This window comes from Streptomyces sp. NC-S4 (assembly GCF_054353315.1).
Genome location: NZ_CM135937.1, coordinates 8,326,415 through 8,342,969 on the forward strand (window position 1 = coordinate 8,326,415; position 16,555 = coordinate 8,342,969).

Consider the following 16,555-nt stretch of genomic DNA (forward strand, 5'->3'; position numbering starts at 1 on the left):
CGGGGAGAGCGCCGGCCACGATCGGCGACGGGCCACCCGGCCATGGAGATCACGATCTACGGTCGGAGGGCCGGGTCGGGCCGAACATCGCCCCGACCGCCAGGGCCTCCGACCGCACCAGTGCCTCGGCCGCGTCCAGCACCTCCCTGCTGCGCGCGGCCACCAGCACACCCAGCCAGGGCGCCGGTTCGAAGGCCGCGGTCGGGATGGCGGGCACGAACACCGCCCCGAGCTCCGCACAGCCCCGGGCCAGGGCCGCGCACCACTCGTCCAGCAGGGCCTCGGGCAGCCGCGCTCCCAGCTCCACCCGGTCGGCGATCCGTACGAGGTGTCCCGCGCCCCGCAGCGCGTCCAGCCGGGCCGCCACCATGAAGGCGATGGACGGCCCGGTCAGGCGCAGGTTCGTCTCGGTCGGCGCGAGCCGCCCCGCCCCGTCGGCGACGAAGTCCACGTCGAACCAGCCCCGGTAACCGGACTCCGCCAGCTCCCGGCCCACCGCCGCGCCGAAGGCGCCGAGGGACTTCTCCGCCCACGCCGGCACCACCCCGGGCCCCACCGTGGCACCCCGGTAGCAGCCGTCCGCCACGTCCATCACCGCCCCGCCCACCTCGTGCGCGTGGCCCGCCCCGTCGACGAAGCCGTCGTACGTCAGATCCCGCGGCCCCTCGTCGGCCCCGGACGCCGGACCGCCGACGTACTCCTCCACCAGCAGCGGCCCGCGCGGCAGCCGCCGCAGCACGGCCCGCGCGCCGCCCGCGGCACGGACCCGCTCGGGGGTGACCACCGTGGTGCCCGAACCCCCGACACCGTGCTCCGATTTCAGAACGGTGCTCTCGCCCGCCCTGGTCCTGGCCGCCAGCATCCGGACCGCCGCCCACCGCCCCTCGGCCCGCCACTGCCGGGGCAGCACGATCCCGGGATGCCCGCCGTCCGCCAGGATCCGCCCGAAGAGGGCGTGCGCCGCGGACTTCGACTCGTAGCGCAGCTCCCCGGGCCGCCACGGCAGACCCGCCAGTCGTGCGAACGGCCCCGTGCGCCCCCACGGTACGAGGGGCAGCCCGGCCCCGGTGAGCAGCGCGGCCAGCGCCGGCCGGGCCCGTACGGCATCGGCGAGCCCGGGATCCGCGTCCAGCAGACCGTCGTACACCTCGACCCCGGTCCAGCCCAGCTGGCGGCAGACCAGCTCGGTCCAGCCCCGCGGCACCGGCCGCGGCAGCACCAGCACCGCGGGGTGGGGACTGTAGAAGGCGGCGAGGCACGCGTAGTGGTGCGCCGGCCGCTGCTCCGGGTCCAGGGTGGTGTCGGCGAACTGGGCGTTGAACTCGCCGACGTTGCCGAGGTGCACGGCCCGCCCGCCACCGGTCCAGGCACGTGCCCAGTCGGCGAGCGGGACGGGAGCCGTCTCGAACCGGACCAGGGCCGGACCGCCGGATTCCGCGCCCGGAGCTCCTGCAGCGCCCGTGGCCACCGCCCCCATCGCCCGGTAGAAGCCGACCGCGTGCGGATCGGAGTCGATCACCAGTCGGCGCACCCCCAGGTCCACGGCCCGCCGCAGCGCGTCCCGGTACAGCAGCCGGCCCACACCCCGGCCGATGGCGGACGGCTCCACGAAGAGCAGCCCGAGCGCCGCCACCGGGGGAGCGCCCTCCAGCGAGGCGACCCCGAGCACCTCCCCCCGTCCGTTCTCGGCCACGACGACACGGCGGGCCGTCACGTCGGTGGCCCGGATCCGCAGTTCCGGCGCGCACGCGGCCAGGAAGGCGGCGTCGTACCCCCAGTGCGCCTTGGACCGCATCACCAGCCCGGTCAGGTCCTCGGCCTCGGTGGGCCGCGCGGCCCTGACCTTTACCAATTGCTGACCTCCCCATGGTCCGGGTCAAGGCCGTGCGATAGATTCGGCCTCCCCACGGCACATATTTTCCCACCCACGCGGAGACAGGCTTCTCAATGAGCGACATCATCAACGGACTTGGCCGCACCAGCGCCTACGGCGCCCTCGGCCTGGTGCTGCTGATCCTCGGCATCGTCCTCGTGGACGTGCTGACGCCCGGGAAGCTCCCCAAGCAGATCTGGGAGGAGCGCAACCGCAACGCGGCCCTGTTCCTCAGCTCCGCGCTCCTCGGCATCGGCGGCATCGTCTTCACCTCGATCTGGACGACGTACGCGGACTTCGGCAAGGGCCTGCTGTCCACCGCGGCCTTCGGCGTGCTCGGCCTGATCCTGATGGCGGTGGCCTTCCTCGTGCTCGACCTGGCGACCCCCGGCAAGCTCGGCGCCATCGTCGTCGACCCGGAGCCCCACCCGGCGGTCTGGGTCTCGGCCGCCTGCAACCTCGCCGTGGCCGCGATCGTCGCCGCCTCGATCGCCTGACGCGGAGCACCCGTACGCGACGAGAGCGCCGCTCCCCCGAAGGAGCGGCGCTCTCGCCGTATCCCGGTCCCACCGGGTCCCGCTCAGGCGAGGCCCAGTGCGAACACCGCGAACCCGGCCGCCAGCAGCCCGGCCACGGTCCGGCGCAGCCCGCTCGCCCGGCGTCCCTCCCGCAGGGGGACCTCGAACCGGCGCGCGTAGCGGGCGATCGCGACGAACAGCACCGCGAACACCGGCATCCACGCCATGCGTGCCGCGATCCAGCCCAGGCTGTCCGGCGCCGTCGTGAGCCCGGCCAGTTCACCCGCGAACGAGCCGGGCACGGCCGCGGCCAGCATCGCCGTCTGGTGCCAGCACAGGATCGTCATCGCGGACAGGTTGATCACGACCACCGGAGCCCACAGCGCGGGCCGCGCCAGCAGCTTCGCCAGCCGGTCGCGCAGGAGGATCGCCGCGCCCGACTGCGCCGAGGCCAACGCCAGTACCAGGAGGGACGGCGGGTGCGAGTTGGTGCGCGCCGCACCCGGTACGCCCACCATCGACGCCGGATAGTGGAACACCGCCAGCAGCGCGGCGAACAGCAGCGTCCCGCCCGCCAGCAGCAGCCAGGCCCCGCGCCGCCCGATCCGCCGCTCGCCCCAGGAGACGCCCAGCTGGTAGGCGAACAGCCAGCCGGGCAGGACGTTCAGCAGGGCGACCCACGACGGTACGGACTCGGCGAACGGCCCGTAGCGCAGGAAGTCCACCACGGCGACCGAGCCGAGCAGCGGGGCGGCGGCCCAGCCGCCGAGGCGCCGCGCCGCCCGCACGCAGTACGGGGTCAGGGCGGTGACCACCACGTACACCCCGACGAACCAGAGCGGTTGGACCACCAGCGTCGCGCCCGTCCGCAGCGAGGCCTCCGGCACCCCGGCCGCGTACAGCACCGGCGCGGCCAGCGCCCACACCGCGGTCACCCCGAGCACCGGCCGCCCCAGCCGGACGACGCGGCCCTTCAGCCAGGCACCCGTGGACCCGCTGCGGCGCGCGTAGGAGAGCGCCGAGGCGTACCCGCCGACGAGGAAGAAGATGCCCAGCATCTGGAGCACCCACCCGGCCGGGGCCAGACCGCCGAGCGCGGACAGCGGGCTGGCGTTGTGCAGGCCGCCGTCGGAGTCGAGAGTGAAGCCGCCGAGCAGCCAGTGGCCGGTGGGTACGGCCAGCAGCGCCAGGGCGCGCAGTCCGTCGATCGCCCGGTCGCGGTGGGCGGGGGTCCGGCCGTCGATCCGCGCGGCGGCCTCCCGCAGCGGGGCCAGGGTGGTGGAGGCGCTCATCGGGCCGTTCCTGTCGCGATGGCGGCGAAGGCCGCGAGGGACTGGGTGCCGGGCATGAAGTAGCCGGTGTGGCCCGCTACGTCGGCCGCCGGCACCCGACGGGCGCCGAAGGCCGCCGACGTGGGGTCGGCGCCGTGGCCGATCCCGGCGAGCTCGACGTTCGGGACGTCGGCGATCCAGTCGGAGGGGCCCCGGGCCGCCCAGACGCGGGCTCCGGTGCCCAGGGCGGCCGCGTTGTCGGCGCGCATTCCGGGGGAGCCGAGGGCCACGATGTCGGCGGCGTCGGTGTGCCGGGCCGCGAGCCCGCACACCACCGAGCCGTAGCTGTGGCAGAACAGCGCCGGGTCGGGCGCCCCGACCGCGTCGAGTCCCGCCGTGAACCGGGCCAGCCGGGCCGCCCCGGCCCGGGCGAGGCGGCCGTCGGCCGCGTCCAGGCCGACGCCGACGGGGGTGGTGTACCCGATCCACGCGACGACGGCGGTGGCCCCGCCGGTCCCGGTCCCGGTCCCGGTCCGGGCCGCGGACCCGGAGCCCGTCCCGGACCCGGAGCCCGACCCGGTCCCGGACCGGGTCGCCTCGCGCAGGGCCCGGGCCATCCCGGCCGGGCCGGTGTGGGGCTTGCGCGGGGCGTCGTAGCCGGCGGCATCGTTGTCCGAACCCGGCACGATCACCGCGACGTGCTCCGCGTGCTCCAGGTCCCCGAACACCTCGGCCACCTGGCCCCGGCCGCGCGGGTCGAAGGCCAGGATCTGCCGGTCCGGCGCGGCGAGGGAGGCGTACCGCGGATCCCCCGTGGCGGCCACGGCGATCCGGTTGGCCTCGTAGCGCAGGGGGAGCGGCGCCCCCTCCAGATTGCCCACGACCGACGGGTGCGATCGCAGCAGGTCCCGGCGCGCGGCGTCGTCCAGCCCGGCGAAGAAGGCGGCCACCTCGTGCGGCGCGGCGGTCGCCGGATCGGGCAGCGCCCGGCCGGACACCGTGTCGGCCAGCCAGGCGGCGGTGCCCGGCGGCGGTCCGGTGACCGCCACCTGGCTGTCGCCCGAGGCCCACCCGGCGGTCCCCCCGACGAGGGCCACCGCCAGTGCGGCCGTGCCCAGCGTCCTTCCGAAGCGGCGCATGCCCCTTCTCCTCTCTCCTCGTGACGAGGGGGAAGGTAGGTAGGGGGTATCCGCGCCCACGTCCGACCGTGGAGCCAAGTCGGATGTCATACCCCGGTAGGGGGTGGAGGAGACGGCGTTGCTCCACGGGTGCGATCCGCGTCAGCCGTCTGCCCGAACCCGTCAGTGTGTCGGCGTCGACGGGGCCCACACCACGACTAGGCATGGTGATAGTCCGACTAATTGCGGCAAAGGGAGTGCAGACGATGGCCCACCGGGAACATCAGCCCGCGGCCCGGCCGGGACACGGCCCGCGCCGGGTGGCCGCCGCCGGCTTCGCCTGCGCCCTGGCCGCCGGGTCCCTCGTCCTCCTCGGGCCGGGGGACGTCAGCGCCCGGGCGGTGACCTGCTTCGGCGTCCCCGCCACCCTCGTCGTCACCACGCCCGGCGCGACCACCGAAGGGACCCCGGGCAACGACGTGATCGTCGGCACTCCGGGCCCGGACACCATCCACGGCCAGGGCGGCGACGACCTGATCTGCGGGCTGGCGGGCGACGACATCCTCATCGGCGGGCTCGGCAACGACCAGATCGACGGCTCCGCGGGCGCCGACCAGCTGCGCGGCGACAGCTTCAGCCCGACCGGCAACGCCACGGGAGGCGGCAACGACCGCCTCCTCGGAGGCGACGGGGACGACCAGTTCACCGGCGACAGCTACGCCCCCGGAGGCACCGCCGAGGGCGGTGGAAACGATCAGCTGATCGGCGGCCCCGGAAACGACCGGCTGACGGGGGACAGCAGGGGACAGAGCGCGGTGGGCGGCGGGGTCGACCGGATCGACGGCGGCCCCGGCGACGACGCCCTGCTCGGTGACTCCGGCGCGTTCGCCGGGAACGCCACGGGCGCCGGGAGCGACGTACTGCTCGGAGGGCCCGGAGCCGAGACCATCACCGGCGACAGCGAGGCCGCGCGCAACGCGATCGGCAGCGGCGGCGACGACCTGCTGGACCTGGGCGCCGACGGCGGGGTCTCGGCGATCGGCGACCACATCGTCACCAGCCCGGCGGGGGGCCGCGCGATCGGCGCCGGGAACGACCGGATCATCGGCGGTGCCTCCGACGAGTTCCTCGTCGGGGACAGCGCCCAGGCGGACGCGCGCCGCACCACCGCGGGCAACGACACCATCAGCGGCGGCGCCGGGAACGACCGCGTCTTCGGCGACAACGTCGACCTCACCGGCACGGCGAGCGCGGGAACGGCGGGAGGCGCCGACTTCCTCGACGGCGGCGAGGGCATCGACACCCTCAAGGCGGGCCCCGCCGGCGACTTCCTCACCGGGGGCCCGGACGGCCCGGACTCCTGCGACGGCGAAGGCGGCACCGACTTCGCCACGGGCTGCGAAACCCTGGCCGGCCTGCCCTAGGTGTGTGACTGCCGGACCTTGTCGGCCGAGGCCGAGGCCGAGGCGTCCGGTGCCATGGGGCTGCTCGGTCCCGGAAGGGCCGTACCCGTACTCCTCACACTCCTACTGGCCGGGGCCAAGTTGCCGGACGCCGGCTCCGGCCCCGGCGCACCGACCGACCCCGATGTCACTCCAGCGCGATCAGTTCGGCGAAGCTCGAGCAGCTGCATCGCCTCTTCCGCACACCCCTGGGCGCGGCCAGCGCCATTCACACGGCCGCGTACTCGCCGCTGCCCGGCCCCCACCTGGCGACCGAGTCCGGCAGCGACGCGCTCGACGTCTTTGCCACCGCACCCGCCCCGCACTCACCACCGACAGCAGTCAGCTCATGCTGCCCCACCCCTGCACCACCGGCAGCCCGACCCACCCGTACCCAGGACAGGCAGACCTCGACGCCGAGGCGAACTCCCTTCTCGCCTTCTCCACCTGGACATGGCCGTCAGGTCCCTCGGCAATCGTGGCAGGGGCTGGTCGGCCCGTGCTGGTCGAGCCAGCAGTCTTCCCATTGTGCGCAGCGGTGCGGGCCGTCGCCCGGTGGGGGTGACGGCCCGTGTCCGTGTGCCGGTCAGTGGCTGGTTGCCGAGTGGTCCGGCTGGGGGTGGGGGTTAGCGGCGGCGGCCCCAGGTTTCGGTGTCGATGGTGCGGCCGCGGTCGTCGCGGAGGGTGGCGGTGTCGGAGTGGTTGTCCCAGACGTAGTCGCGGCGGTCCTGGAAGAGGTCGGTGCGGGTGTCGCGGCCGTGGCCGGTGTGGATGCGGATGGTGGCGCGGGGGGCGATGCGGACGTTGTCGAAGCGGTAGCGGTTGCCCTCGCGGTCGCGCAGGGTCCAGCCGCGGAGGCTGATGCCGTCGCGGGTGGTGTTGGTGATCTCCACCCACTCCGCGTTGAGGGAGCGGTTGGAGCGGTCCTCGCGTCCGGGGCTGTCGGCCTGGACCCGGCTGATCTCCACCCGCGGACGCTGGTGGTGGTGGCGGTCCCCGTCCGCGGCGGACGCCGGCAGTGCGGCGGCCGAGACGGCCGCGCCGGCGGCCAGGACGGTGGCGGCGATACGGCGTACGGAGGAAGAAGCAGAAGACATGGGTGACGCTCCTTCAAGAATAGTGCCCCACCGGCCGAAACAGAAGGGGTGGAGGCGGTTCGGTATCGGACCGGAGCGGGCCGAGGGCCACACTCTCGACCCGGCACGGGCCCCGCCGCAGCCCGCGCCGGCGCCGGTTACCGGATACGGACATATCCGTCACAGTCGTTTTCCGGATGCACGCATTCCGCCCGAGCGTGCCCCTGACATTCACTGAGCGCTACACCCACCCGCCCCGCAAACCGGACATCGAGGCCGGCGCGCTCCGGCGCACGACCGGGCGCACTTCTCTCCTGCCTCACCCGCCCGGAGTAGTTGATCAGGTAACAACCGTTCTGCGGAATTCTTCGCACACCAGCCCGCGCATCGCACGTGTTTCCCATCCCGGGGTGGGCTCGCGGCCCTTGCTCTGACCCGAGAAAGCCCGATGCCGACCGGGTGTTGTCACCTGTCCCGCGCGGTCAGAAGGAGCATCAGGGCCGTGGAGCGGGTGGTCCCGAGCCCGATGGGCAACGTCTCGGCGGACACGCCGTCCTCCGCCGGCACACCGGCCGCCTCCCGCCCGACACGAGCGGCGATCCGCTCCAGCACCCCGATCGCACGCAGCACGGCCAACGGCGCGTCGTCGGTCGTGGCGGTCGGATGCCCGGTGATCTCGACCAGGAGGGCGGCCAGCGGTTCGGGCAGCGGTGCCGCCTTGTCGCGGACCAGGGGCAGGTGGGCGTTCCAGTCCGCGAGCGGCCCGGTCAGGTCGACGTCCGCCTCGTACAAGGGCCGGTCGCCGAACGTCGCCCAGTCCAGCGGGTACTCCGCCGCGCCGCGCCATCCGCACGCGCACACCGCGCGGAGCGCCTCGGCGCGTGGCCGCGCTCACCGGCAGCCGGCGAGCATGCAAAGGGCCGCCACCTGTCGACGCGGCGGCCCTGACCTTCGGACCGGTCTACGGGGCGGGGGTGAACTCCACGTCCGTGCCGCCACAAAACCGGCCGCGATGCCCAGCAGCCGGTCCCGCTCGGCCTCGTCGACCGCCGGGCCCCAGTGGAGCTTGGTCGCGGTCCACTCCGCGCCGTACCGGCACAGTGCATCCGGCGCCGGCAACAACCACTCCGCCGGGTCCTGATCCGCCTCGTGTCTCACGAACGATCGTTACCCGACAACCCGGCCAGGTGGCGAGGTTGTTCTGGGGGGTGAGGGTGTGGGGATGGTCCGGGCCCAGCACCCCTGGCATCGGCTCTGGCAAGGCGTACGGGTGCGGAATGCTCACCCTGGCACGGCCGGCCAGCTGAGCGGGACGCCAGTCGAGACCCGCCCCACCCGGCAGCAGGATCCCCGGGCCCGAGGCGGTCATTCCATTGTGCGCCCGCCCACGGTCATGCGACGGGATACCTGGGTACTTGTTGGCAGGGGCAGGTGTTGGACTCACTGACAGTCTTCAACAAGGCAGCGTGATCACGAGGGGTGGCGACGGCATCCGGCTGGGCCCGGTCGTGCCGTCGAGGGAAGTGCAGAGAAGCTGAGCGCTGGAAGGGAGCAGTAGGTGGGTGACTGGATCCCCCGCGAGGAGTGGGTGAAGACGCAGCCTCAGGCGCTCGTGGCGTCGTGCGTCATGCTGCTGGATGGTCAGGACCGAATGCTTCTACTCCGGTACGGCCCCGGTCAGGGGGACGCCAGCGGGACGTGGTGGCTGCCGGGCGGCATGGTCGATGAGGGCGAGAGCCCGTGGCCGGCGGCCCGCCGGGAGATGGGCGAGGAGACCGGCCTCACCTTGGGCTCGCAACCCTGCTTCATCGGCATCGACCACAGGGCCAACGTCCTCGGCACCGGACCCGTCGTGGACTACTTCTTCGCCGCGAGGCTCGCCGCCGGTCAGCAGATCCGGCTCAGCCCCGAACACGACCGGCACGCCTTCCACCACCCCGACGACCTCCCGGATCCTCTCGCAGCGAACCGTCAGACGCTCACCGCGCTCCATGCCGCAGCGCTGGCCGGCCGCGCCGCTTATCTGCAGGAGGGGAGGCCGGCATGAGCCGCATCCGAACAGCCGCGACCGGCTTGGTCGTCCGCGACGGCAACGTCCTGCTCGTGAAAGGTGACTGGCCTCAGCCGGATACCTGGCTGCCTCCTGGTGGCGGACAGAAGCTGGGCGAGCCTCTGCACCGCACTGTCGAGCGGGAGGTGCTGGAGGAGACCGGTGTGACCGTGCGCGCCGGACAGTTGCTGTTCCTGCGTGAACACATCCCCGCCAATCACGAGCCCGGTCCGATGGCGTACGACCGCAACCACCGGGTTGATGCGCTGTTCTGGTGCGAGGTCGTATCGGAGCCGTCCACGCTGGGCGGGAGCATGCCGGACCCGACCCACACCGGGGTCGAGTGGGTGCCGCTCGACGAAGTCGGCGGGCTGCGGATGATCCCCCTGTACCTGCGCGACCGGCTCACTCATGTCGTTGCCCAGGCCTCTGCCGGTACGTGGCAGACGAGGTACCTGGGCGACATGGCCTGACCTTGACGTTTGTCTAACGACGGCGGGCGGCACGTTGCCCCAGACCCCGTCGGTCCGGGGCGCTGACCGCCAGGAGTGCTGCCGCTCCGCCAGCCACTGCCTCCAACGGAGCCAGAACTGTGCAACATGGGGGGGGTGATGCAGGTGGGCGTGGGGTGTAATGCAGTGTGCGCCGGGCCCTGTGCCGAAAACAGGACGCAGCCTTCGCAACCGACTTGGCAAGTCCTCTTTGCCCGCGAGGGGCGTGGGAGGGGACAGGCAGAAGTCGCCTGCCCCCGCCGGTTGTCTCAGGGCCCGAATCTGGCCTGGTCGCCATCCACGTAGATCACGAAGGGCTCAACCACTGGGGCGGCTTCGCTCTCCAGCGGACGTAGTTCTACTCCGCGGTCACAGATCTCCTTCGTAGCCCAGCCCTTATCTGGAGGAAACCCCTCCCTCGCGGCGTCATTCTGCACATCGAAGAGGGGGCGGACTGCCTCCCAGCCTTCCAGCGGTTCGAACGTGCACGTGCTCCAGGCCTGGTCAGGGGTAGCCAGATGAAGGAGGCCTACCAGTTCCCCTCCCACATACATCCGCCAATGCTCGGTCCTGATCTTGTCGGACTGCACGCGTCTACCACCCCGTCCCCATGTCCTTCAACAGTTGCTCCAAGCTTGTTCCTGGCAGCCAGTACCAGACGACCGCTTCTTCGATGACACGCCACTTAGGCGACGTCTCAGTTGGGGAGGAGGCGGCGGTGAAGCCGACGGCACCCAGCAAGCCAGGACACAGTGCGCTCGACTACCCACCGGTGGCGGCCGAGCCGTTGCGAGGACTCGGTGCCCTTGCGAGCGATGCGGTGGCGGATGCCGCGTGCGCGGAGCCATCGGCGCAAGTGGACGTAGTCGTATCCCTTGTCCGCGTGCAGTTTCGCAGGCCGTCGTCGGCGGGGTCCACGGCGAGATCGGATCGGTGGAATCCCGCGCACGAGCGGCTCCAGGCCGAGGCTGTCGTGCATGTTGGCGCCCGAGACGCCCAGTGAGAGAGGCAGACCATTCTGGTCGGTGATCAGGTGGATATTCGATCCGAGTGCGCCGCCGTCGGTCGGATTCGGTCCTGTCAGCGGCCCCCATTTCACTGCCCTCAGGCTCACTGAGTCGATCGCACACCTCGACCAGTCCAGTTCCCCGGTGGTACCCAGTTCGTCGAGGATGATGCGGTGAAGCCTGGCCCAAACCCGGGCTTCGGTCCAGTGCGTGAATCGGCGGTGGACGGTCTGCCAGGACGCGCCGAACGTGGGTGGGAGCTGCCGCCATGTGCAGCCGGACGTGGCAACGAAAAGGATCGCGGCCAAGACTCCACGGTCGTCAGCCCTGCGACGTCCGCCGCCTTGTGGACGCAGCGGCGCTACGGGCATGACCCGGAGGAAGAGCTCCCACAAACTGTCCGGAACCAGCCGCCGCACCATCTCCATGCCGAGACAACGAGAACCCCGGCCAACCGTCGACACGAGGGGTGCTCGATGCTGGCACAGCCATTCCCGGCCACCATCTTCAAGGGACACGAACGCCATGACCGACTATCTGCAGGCCGTCTTCGCCATGCTCGGCCCAGCGGAGAACCGCTACGACGATCCTGCTGCCTGGCTGCACCTGGAGCAGGAGATCGACAGAAAACTTCCCGCCGACTACAAGGCGATCGTCGATGCGTACGCCCCCGTCCAGCTCAACGGGAGCCTCTACCTTTCGTCCCACCCGGCCTGTGCCTGGCGAAACCTGGGGCAGGCGATCCGGTCGGATGCGGAAGGCTGGTCCGAGTGGCGGTCATGGGAGTCCGACGATCTGGACCCAGACGCCGATCCAAGAGTGATCTGCAACCGTTCCCAGATCACCTTCGGTTCCTCCGACGGCCTCATCCCTCTTGCCAGCACGGACCAGGGAGCCGCTGTCTTCCTGGCTCCAGAAGTCCACGGGCATTCCGACGGAATCGTGGTCCAGGGCTCGGAGGGCGACTGGGCCGGCCACGCCATGGACTTCGCCGAGTGGCTGTATCGCTACCTGACCGGCGAAGAGATGGCCGGCTGGGCCAGCGCGGCCCTGCGCCCCGGTCCCGTCCTGCTGGAGTACCTCCCCACGGGACCTCACGAGCGGACCCGCGAGGCGTACGGACCGGCCCGAGACATGTGAGTTCCGAGCCAAACGAGACGACGTCTTAGCCAACACCTCCCTGTCCCGAAAGCAGTCTCTTCCGCATCTATCCCATACAGATCTCGAACGTACGAGGGGACGGAGAGGTTATTCCAGGCCTGGGCGAGCTCCGATCGGAGCCGGTGAAGCCGCCGTTACGGTGTTACCAGGTGTAGATGCCTCCTTCGGCTACAGCGCCGAAGGCTGCCCCGATTCCGGCACTGACGCAAAGGGGGCAGACACCGGATGGGTCAGGCTGGTTGACAGGGGCGTTGTTGGCGTACGCGTAGGTGGAGGAATTCGCCGGCGAGGACATTTCCGGCCGAGGGCCTGGGCTGGTGAAGCGGCCGTGGCGCGAACTGCTCGCCGCGGACTGGCCGCAGCTGCGCGCGATCTGTGAGCGCGATGTCGTGCACCGGGTGGGCATGATCGGCGAACACGGATGAGCCACGACCATCGAGAGCCTGCACCCGGGCATCGAATGGAACGCAGGCGGTATCGAGATCGACTTGTTCCGAGGCGGAACAGTCCGCCTCACCGGCGACGGTCTCCTGCTGATCCCTTCGGTCTTCGTCGGCATATCGCCGCCCACCTGGAAGACCCCTGGCCCAGGACCTTGGTCTATCGTGCCCGCGGCACCGCCGCCCTGTGGGGTGGACGACTCGGCGCGAGTGCAAGTCCGCGCAGACCGAGGCAAGGGCGGTGGCCAAGCTTCTGACGGACGCGCACACCGGTTTCGAGGACCTGAAGAAGAAGGTCGAATCAGCGCGGGACGACGCGGTCGCCGCAGGCATGGCCGTCTCGGCAGCGGGACGCGCGACCTTCGACTTCACGCGGGTCCAGGATCCGGCGCAGGCGCGGACCCTGCGACGTGACCCGGACCTGAAGAGCGTGGAGGAGTCCTGGACCGCGTACATCGCCGCGGCGGTGAGGGCCGTGGAAGAGTTCGACAGGGCTGTCAAACAGGCGCTCGAAGCCGTGGTCGTGGACGGAAACATCCTCGACGGCACCATTGGGGGGTTCAACGCCTCGGCCAGTCCGGTCATCCCACCGACGGGGTCGGCGCGGAGTGAGCAGAAGTTCACCGACGCCGAAAAGTGGATCTTCGAGGAGATGAAGCGGAACGGAACCCGATCGAATCCACGTCGTCCTGATGCATCCCCGTAACCGGGCCGATGCGGATCAGCCGTGGCTTCAGTTCGGGATGACCCTCCCGATTTCCGCAGATGACCCGGCGGACCAGGCCGAGCACCTCGAAGCGCGGCTGATCGCAGGCGATCCCCGTTCCACTGTCGAGGTCTGGGGAGGTTCGCATGATGCCGAGCAACTGGGCTACCCATGGCCGCCGGTCGACCCGCTGTCCATGTGAACACAGCGCAATTGAGTGGCTGTTGTCTTTCCGGACTTGAGGACCGCGTTCTCGCTGGTCAGGCATAGGGTCGTCGGTCTCGTGGGAGTGGTGACGTGTCTCGTTGTCACTCGGGTGGAGGTCGGGGATGCCGTCAATCGTTGGGCTTCTGGAAGAGCGCGAGCTCACTGCACGCCGTCGCGTGGACGCACTGCGGGAGGAGGCCGACCGTATCGACGCCGAGCTCGCCGTGGCCGAGCAGGAGTGGAGCGAGTGGGTCATCGCCCGGTCGCGCGTCGGCGAGGTACTGGCTCGGGACGACGACAACGCCGACGGTCCCGATGCCTGCGACGACCTGGGGATCCCGGTGAACAGCAGGCCCGGCCCGAGTCTGCGGAGTCGGCGAAGGCGAAATCGGTGGTGCCGATGTGGCATGCGGGACTGGGCTGGTCGGCACTGTCGGTGGACTATCAGCGCATCCTGGGGGTCCTGGCCGACCGCGATCGGCTCGGTCAAGGTCCGCTTTCATGCCAGGAGATGGCCGCCTGCTTCGGCCTGGAGGTGGTGCCGGTGAAGGTGGAGGCGTTGCGGTCGAAGGCGAAGCGGCTGGTGGCCCGGGACTGGCTGGCCGAGCCCGCGCCGGGGCGGTTCACTCTCGCGAAGGACGTGGCCGGGCCAGTCGGCGGGTCATGAGCAGGGTCATCGACCAGTAGATCATCGCCTCGGCATCAGTGCTGGTGCGGCGTTCGAGGTCCCGTACCAGGCGGCGGGTGCGCATCAGGTGGGCGAAGAATCGTTCGACGATCCACCGCTTGGGCAGCACCACGAACCCCTTCTGGTCGTCGCTGCGTTTGACGACGGCCAGGACCAGCGCCAAGGCGGTGAGGCAGAAAGCGATGAGTCCGCCGGTGTAGCCGCCGTCGGCCCAGATGAGCTCCAGCAGGTGGTGCGCGTCGGCCACTTGGGCGAGCAGCACCTCGGCGGCGGCGCGGTCACCGACATCCGCGGCGGTGACCACCACCCCGAGCAGCAGGCCAAGCGTGTCGACGACGACGTGCCGCTTGCGCCCATTGATCAGTTTGCCGCCGTCGAAGCCGCGGCTGTCGGCGCCGACGACGGCGTCGGCCTTGACCGACTGCGAGTCGATCACGCCCGCGCTGGGCTCGGCGTCCCGGCCCGCCCGGGTGCGGACATTGACGCGCAGCCGGTCGTGGAACTCCTAGGACTTCGACGGTCCCCGAACTGTGCAGGAGGCCCTGCCTCTACGCGCCGACTGCCCGTAATCACCCGATCGAGACTTCCGTCCGATCGGCAAGCACCCTGATCGTTTCGACAACGGTCGGCGCACCGCACCGTAAATCCGCCCCGGGCTGACACTCACGATCCGGCTTCCCCCGCGCGGGGGAAGCCGGATGATCCGTGGGATGGATGTGATCAGGGCGGGTGACGCGGAATCTTGGAGCGTCGGCAATCCGGATACACGGGGGTCACGGTGGTTGTTCCTGCGAACTCGGAGACAGGTGGCGTTCCTAAGCCGCCGACCGCAAGCCCGGGGCGGATGTTGTGGTGGCGGCGGTGGCCCGTATGGGCGCCCGTGGCAGCCGCATCCTGGGGCGTGTTGTACGCCGCTGTCGAGGTCACCTGGGCGGTGACGGGCACCACCGTGCAATGGAAGGAGCACGCCGCGTACGCGCCGGGGGTCCAGCTCTTCCTGGCGGCCCTCGCGCTCCTGGCCGGCGGCGCCTGCCTCGCCAGCACCCGAACTCTCGCCAAGCTCGGCCGGGTCGCGGTGGCGACGGCACTGATCGTGGCACTCCCGGTCTTCGTCGTGGGAATGAACGGACTGCCGATCTATTTCGTGACGATTACGACGCTCTCGGGGATCGAGAGCGCCACCGGGCTGACCCAGGTGCTGTTGAACACGTCCGGCGCCACCTTCCTGCTCCTGGTCGGTTTGTCGTACCGCCGACGGCTGCGCGGCGACTGCCCGCGATGTGGGCGACCGCACGCCGGCGCCAGCGACGGCTCGCTTGCCCACCCAGCCGCCTCCCGAGCCCCTAGGCGGACCCGCATCGCGGTGTACCTGCTCATGTGCGGACTCCTGCCGTGGGCGGGAGCCAAGACCATCTGGACGCTGGGCGGCAACACGCTCGGCGTCGCGGGCGACGACTGGCAGAGGACGACGAGCGTTGGTGCGTCGGGGCCGTCGAAGGCAACTGCGTCGGCGGGGATCGACGTGACCGTGCTGGCGGCGATGGTCGGGATCTTCCTGCTGCTGGGGCTGCTGTACGTGTGGGGGCAGGTGTTCCCCCGCTGGACGCTGTTCTTGTCCGGACGACGGGTCCCGCGCCTGCTGCCCTTGATTCCAGCTTGGCTGACCGGTGTCCCACTGGCGATGTACGGGGCCGCCATCCTCATCATGGTCCCGCTCATGGCTGCCGGTGTGCTGCCCAAGATCAAGCCGTCCCCGCCCTTCACCACCAGCTCGGGGATCACCTGGTTTGCCGAGTTCGGCGGCCTGGCATTCGGCGGTCTGGGCGTCGGCCTCATCGTGGCCGCCCGCTCCTATGCCGCCCGCACCCGCCCCGTCTGTGCCAGCGCCACGGCACCAGAGAGGCCCAAGTAGCCGGGTGCCGGAATGTCAGCTTCCCGCTGGCGATCAATGAGCAGCCGCTGCAGTTCCCGGTCGAAGCGCGCAAGATCGCCCGTCAGGCCGATTGGGCCTTCGCACGCCCGGCACCGACCGCGATCGCCCGAGCAAGACTCCCGTTCGATCGACAAGCCCCACGATCGGTACGACAACGCCCTCTGAGATTGCGGTGCTTGAGCGGCGAGAGCCGGGCGATGTCCTCGCCCGGGATCTCGTGGCTCTCTCGGCGCGGAACTTGGCGACGGCAGCTTCGATGTACTTCGTCGTCCAGAGCACGAAGGCGTTGAGGACCAGGCCGAGCGCGCCGAGCTGGTCCTCCATCCCGTCGCGGTACGCCTGGCGGATGGTGCCGATGTCCGGCCCCACGTCTCGATCTTCTTCAGGTTCACGCGTTGCGGGCGAGTGGCTGCAGCACCCCGTACGTCCCCGTCTCCCCGGGCCCGCCAAGGCCGGGGGGAGACCGGCAAGGCGGAGGCGCACCGTGTACTGGGCGTACTCGGGCGCCCCGACGACGCGGCCCTGTGCGGTGCCGGGCGTCGCGGGCCCGGCAAGGTCCGAAAGGGACGGCCCA

General features: G+C 71.2%; 14 protein-coding genes and 3 pseudogenes. 9 read left to right on the forward strand and 8 right to left on the reverse strand.

Translation table 11 applies throughout. The annotated features are described in order from the left end of the window. Window positions 1-49: 49 nt before the first annotated feature. Window positions 50-1,852, reverse strand: coding sequence for a GNAT family N-acetyltransferase (locus tag ACXNSR_RS37300; RefSeq protein WP_458639769.1), 1,803 nt, complete (start codon window positions 1,850-1,852; stop codon window positions 50-52). A gap of 95 nt (window positions 1,853-1,947) precedes the next feature. Here ACXNSR_RS37300 and ACXNSR_RS37305 point away from each other — a divergent pair, with 95 nt between their 5' ends. Further along, a complete protein-coding gene (locus ACXNSR_RS37305; protein ID WP_458639770.1) occupies window positions 1,948-2,370 on the forward strand; it encodes a DUF350 domain-containing protein in 423 nt (140 codons plus the stop codon). Between the two features lie 83 nt (window positions 2,371-2,453). Here ACXNSR_RS37305 and ACXNSR_RS37310 read toward each other — a convergent pair whose 3' ends face one another. Both ACXNSR_RS37310 and ACXNSR_RS37315 read right to left on the reverse strand, forming a co-directional pair. Beyond that, on the reverse strand, window positions 2,454-3,683 hold the full coding sequence (locus ACXNSR_RS37310; RefSeq protein WP_458639771.1) for an acyltransferase family protein: 1,230 nt from the start codon (window positions 3,681-3,683) through the stop codon (window positions 2,454-2,456). After that, window positions 3,680-4,801: an alpha/beta hydrolase gene (locus tag ACXNSR_RS37315; RefSeq protein WP_458639772.1), complete on the reverse strand. Its 1,122-nt coding sequence runs from the start codon at window positions 4,799-4,801 to the stop codon at window positions 3,680-3,682. Before ACXNSR_RS37315 ends, ACXNSR_RS37310 begins: the two co-directional genes overlap by 4 nt. Before the next feature lie 245 nt (window positions 4,802-5,046). Between ACXNSR_RS37315 and ACXNSR_RS37320 the strand changes: the two genes are divergently transcribed. After that, window positions 5,047-6,204 (forward strand): calcium-binding protein, encoded by a 1,158-nt coding sequence (locus ACXNSR_RS37320; RefSeq protein WP_458639773.1) that lies wholly within the window; start codon window positions 5,047-5,049, stop codon window positions 6,202-6,204. Between the two features lie 644 nt (window positions 6,205-6,848). Here ACXNSR_RS37320 and ACXNSR_RS37325 read toward each other — a convergent pair. Next, the gene (locus ACXNSR_RS37325) at window positions 6,849-7,319 is read right to left on the reverse strand and encodes a lamin tail domain-containing protein (protein ID WP_458639774.1); all 471 of its coding nucleotides are present in this window, start codon (window positions 7,317-7,319) and stop codon (window positions 6,849-6,851) included. Window positions 7,320-7,763: 444 nt separating this feature from the next. Further along, entirely contained in the window at window positions 7,764-8,159 is a 396-nt protein-coding gene (locus ACXNSR_RS37330; protein ID WP_458639775.1) for a hypothetical protein, read from the reverse strand. Between the two features lie 697 nt (window positions 8,160-8,856). Here ACXNSR_RS37330 and ACXNSR_RS37335 point away from each other — a divergent pair. Beyond that, window positions 8,857-9,345 (forward strand): NUDIX hydrolase, encoded by a 489-nt coding sequence (locus ACXNSR_RS37335; RefSeq protein ID WP_458639776.1) that lies wholly within the window; start codon window positions 8,857-8,859, stop codon window positions 9,343-9,345. After that, the gene (locus ACXNSR_RS37340) at window positions 9,342-9,821 is read left to right on the forward strand and encodes an NUDIX domain-containing protein (RefSeq protein WP_458639777.1); all 480 of its coding nucleotides are present in this window, start codon (window positions 9,342-9,344) and stop codon (window positions 9,819-9,821) included. Before ACXNSR_RS37335 ends, ACXNSR_RS37340 begins: the two co-directional genes overlap by 4 nt. A gap of 730 nt (window positions 9,822-10,551) precedes the next feature. On the opposite strand, the pseudogene ACXNSR_RS37345 reads toward ACXNSR_RS37340, so the two are convergent. Continuing rightward, window positions 10,552-11,274: pseudogene (locus ACXNSR_RS37345) on the reverse strand (IS5 family transposase); the annotation flags it as partial. Between the two features lie 97 nt (window positions 11,275-11,371). On the opposite strand from ACXNSR_RS37345, the gene ACXNSR_RS37350 reads away from it, so the two are divergent. The 4 genes and pseudogenes from ACXNSR_RS37350 to ACXNSR_RS37365 all read left to right on the forward strand — a co-directional run. After that, window positions 11,372-11,986 carry a hypothetical protein gene (locus ACXNSR_RS37350; protein WP_458639778.1) on the forward strand — a complete coding sequence of 205 codons (615 nt, stop codon included), beginning with the start codon at window positions 11,372-11,374 and terminating at the stop codon, window positions 11,984-11,986. A gap of 702 nt (window positions 11,987-12,688) precedes the next feature. After that, the gene (locus tag ACXNSR_RS37355; protein ID WP_458639779.1) at window positions 12,689-13,153 is read left to right on the forward strand and encodes a hypothetical protein; all 465 of its coding nucleotides are present in this window, start codon (window positions 12,689-12,691) and stop codon (window positions 13,151-13,153) included. Continuing rightward, window positions 13,140-13,355 carry a hypothetical protein gene (locus tag ACXNSR_RS37360; RefSeq protein WP_458639780.1) on the forward strand — a complete coding sequence of 72 codons (216 nt, stop codon included), beginning with the start codon at window positions 13,140-13,142 and terminating at the stop codon, window positions 13,353-13,355. The genes ACXNSR_RS37355 and ACXNSR_RS37360 overlap by 14 nt, the downstream gene beginning before the upstream one ends. A gap of 375 nt (window positions 13,356-13,730) precedes the next feature. Continuing rightward, window positions 13,731-14,027, forward strand: a pseudogene (locus tag ACXNSR_RS37365) (hypothetical protein); the annotation flags it as partial. Here ACXNSR_RS37365 and ACXNSR_RS37370 read toward each other — a convergent pair. Further along, a complete protein-coding gene (locus ACXNSR_RS37370; protein WP_458643493.1) occupies window positions 13,984-14,538 on the reverse strand; it encodes a transposase in 555 nt (184 codons plus the stop codon). The pseudogene ACXNSR_RS37365 and the gene ACXNSR_RS37370 sit on opposite strands and share 44 nt — an antisense overlap. Window positions 14,539-14,949: 411 nt before the next feature. On the opposite strand from ACXNSR_RS37370, the gene ACXNSR_RS37375 reads away from it, so the two are divergent. Beyond that, complete coding sequence (locus ACXNSR_RS37375) at window positions 14,950-15,960, forward strand: hypothetical protein (protein WP_458639781.1); 1,011 nt, start codon at window positions 14,950-14,952, stop codon at window positions 15,958-15,960. A 175-nt stretch (window positions 15,961-16,135) separates the two neighbouring features. Here ACXNSR_RS37375 and ACXNSR_RS37380 read toward each other — a convergent pair. Then, window positions 16,136-16,335 (reverse strand): annotated as a pseudogene (locus ACXNSR_RS37380) (Tn3 family transposase); the annotation flags it as partial. Window positions 16,336-16,555: the final 220 nt, after the last annotated feature.

Excerpts from the sequence above, each read along its gene's own strand:
- ACXNSR_RS37305 (WP_458639770.1), top strand. The coding sequence starts at position 1,948 with ATGAGCGACATCATCAACGGACTTGGCCGCACCAGCGCCTACGGCGCC.
- ACXNSR_RS37310 (WP_458639771.1), bottom strand. The coding sequence starts at position 3,683 with ATGAGCGCCTCCACCACCCTGGCCCCGCTGCGGGAGGCCGCCGCGCGG.
- ACXNSR_RS37315 (WP_458639772.1), bottom strand. The coding sequence starts at position 4,801 with ATGCGCCGCTTCGGAAGGACGCTGGGCACGGCCGCACTGGCGGTGGCC.
- ACXNSR_RS37320 (WP_458639773.1), top strand. The coding sequence starts at position 5,047 with ATGGCCCACCGGGAACATCAGCCCGCGGCCCGGCCGGGACACGGCCCG.
- ACXNSR_RS37325 (WP_458639774.1), bottom strand. The coding sequence starts at position 7,319 with ATGTCTTCTGCTTCTTCCTCCGTACGCCGTATCGCCGCCACCGTCCTG.
- ACXNSR_RS37340 (WP_458639777.1), top strand. The coding sequence starts at position 9,342 with ATGAGCCGCATCCGAACAGCCGCGACCGGCTTGGTCGTCCGCGACGGC.
- ACXNSR_RS37350 (WP_458639778.1), top strand. The coding sequence starts at position 11,372 with ATGACCGACTATCTGCAGGCCGTCTTCGCCATGCTCGGCCCAGCGGAG.
- ACXNSR_RS37360 (WP_458639780.1), top strand. The coding sequence starts at position 13,140 with ATGCATCCCCGTAACCGGGCCGATGCGGATCAGCCGTGGCTTCAGTTC.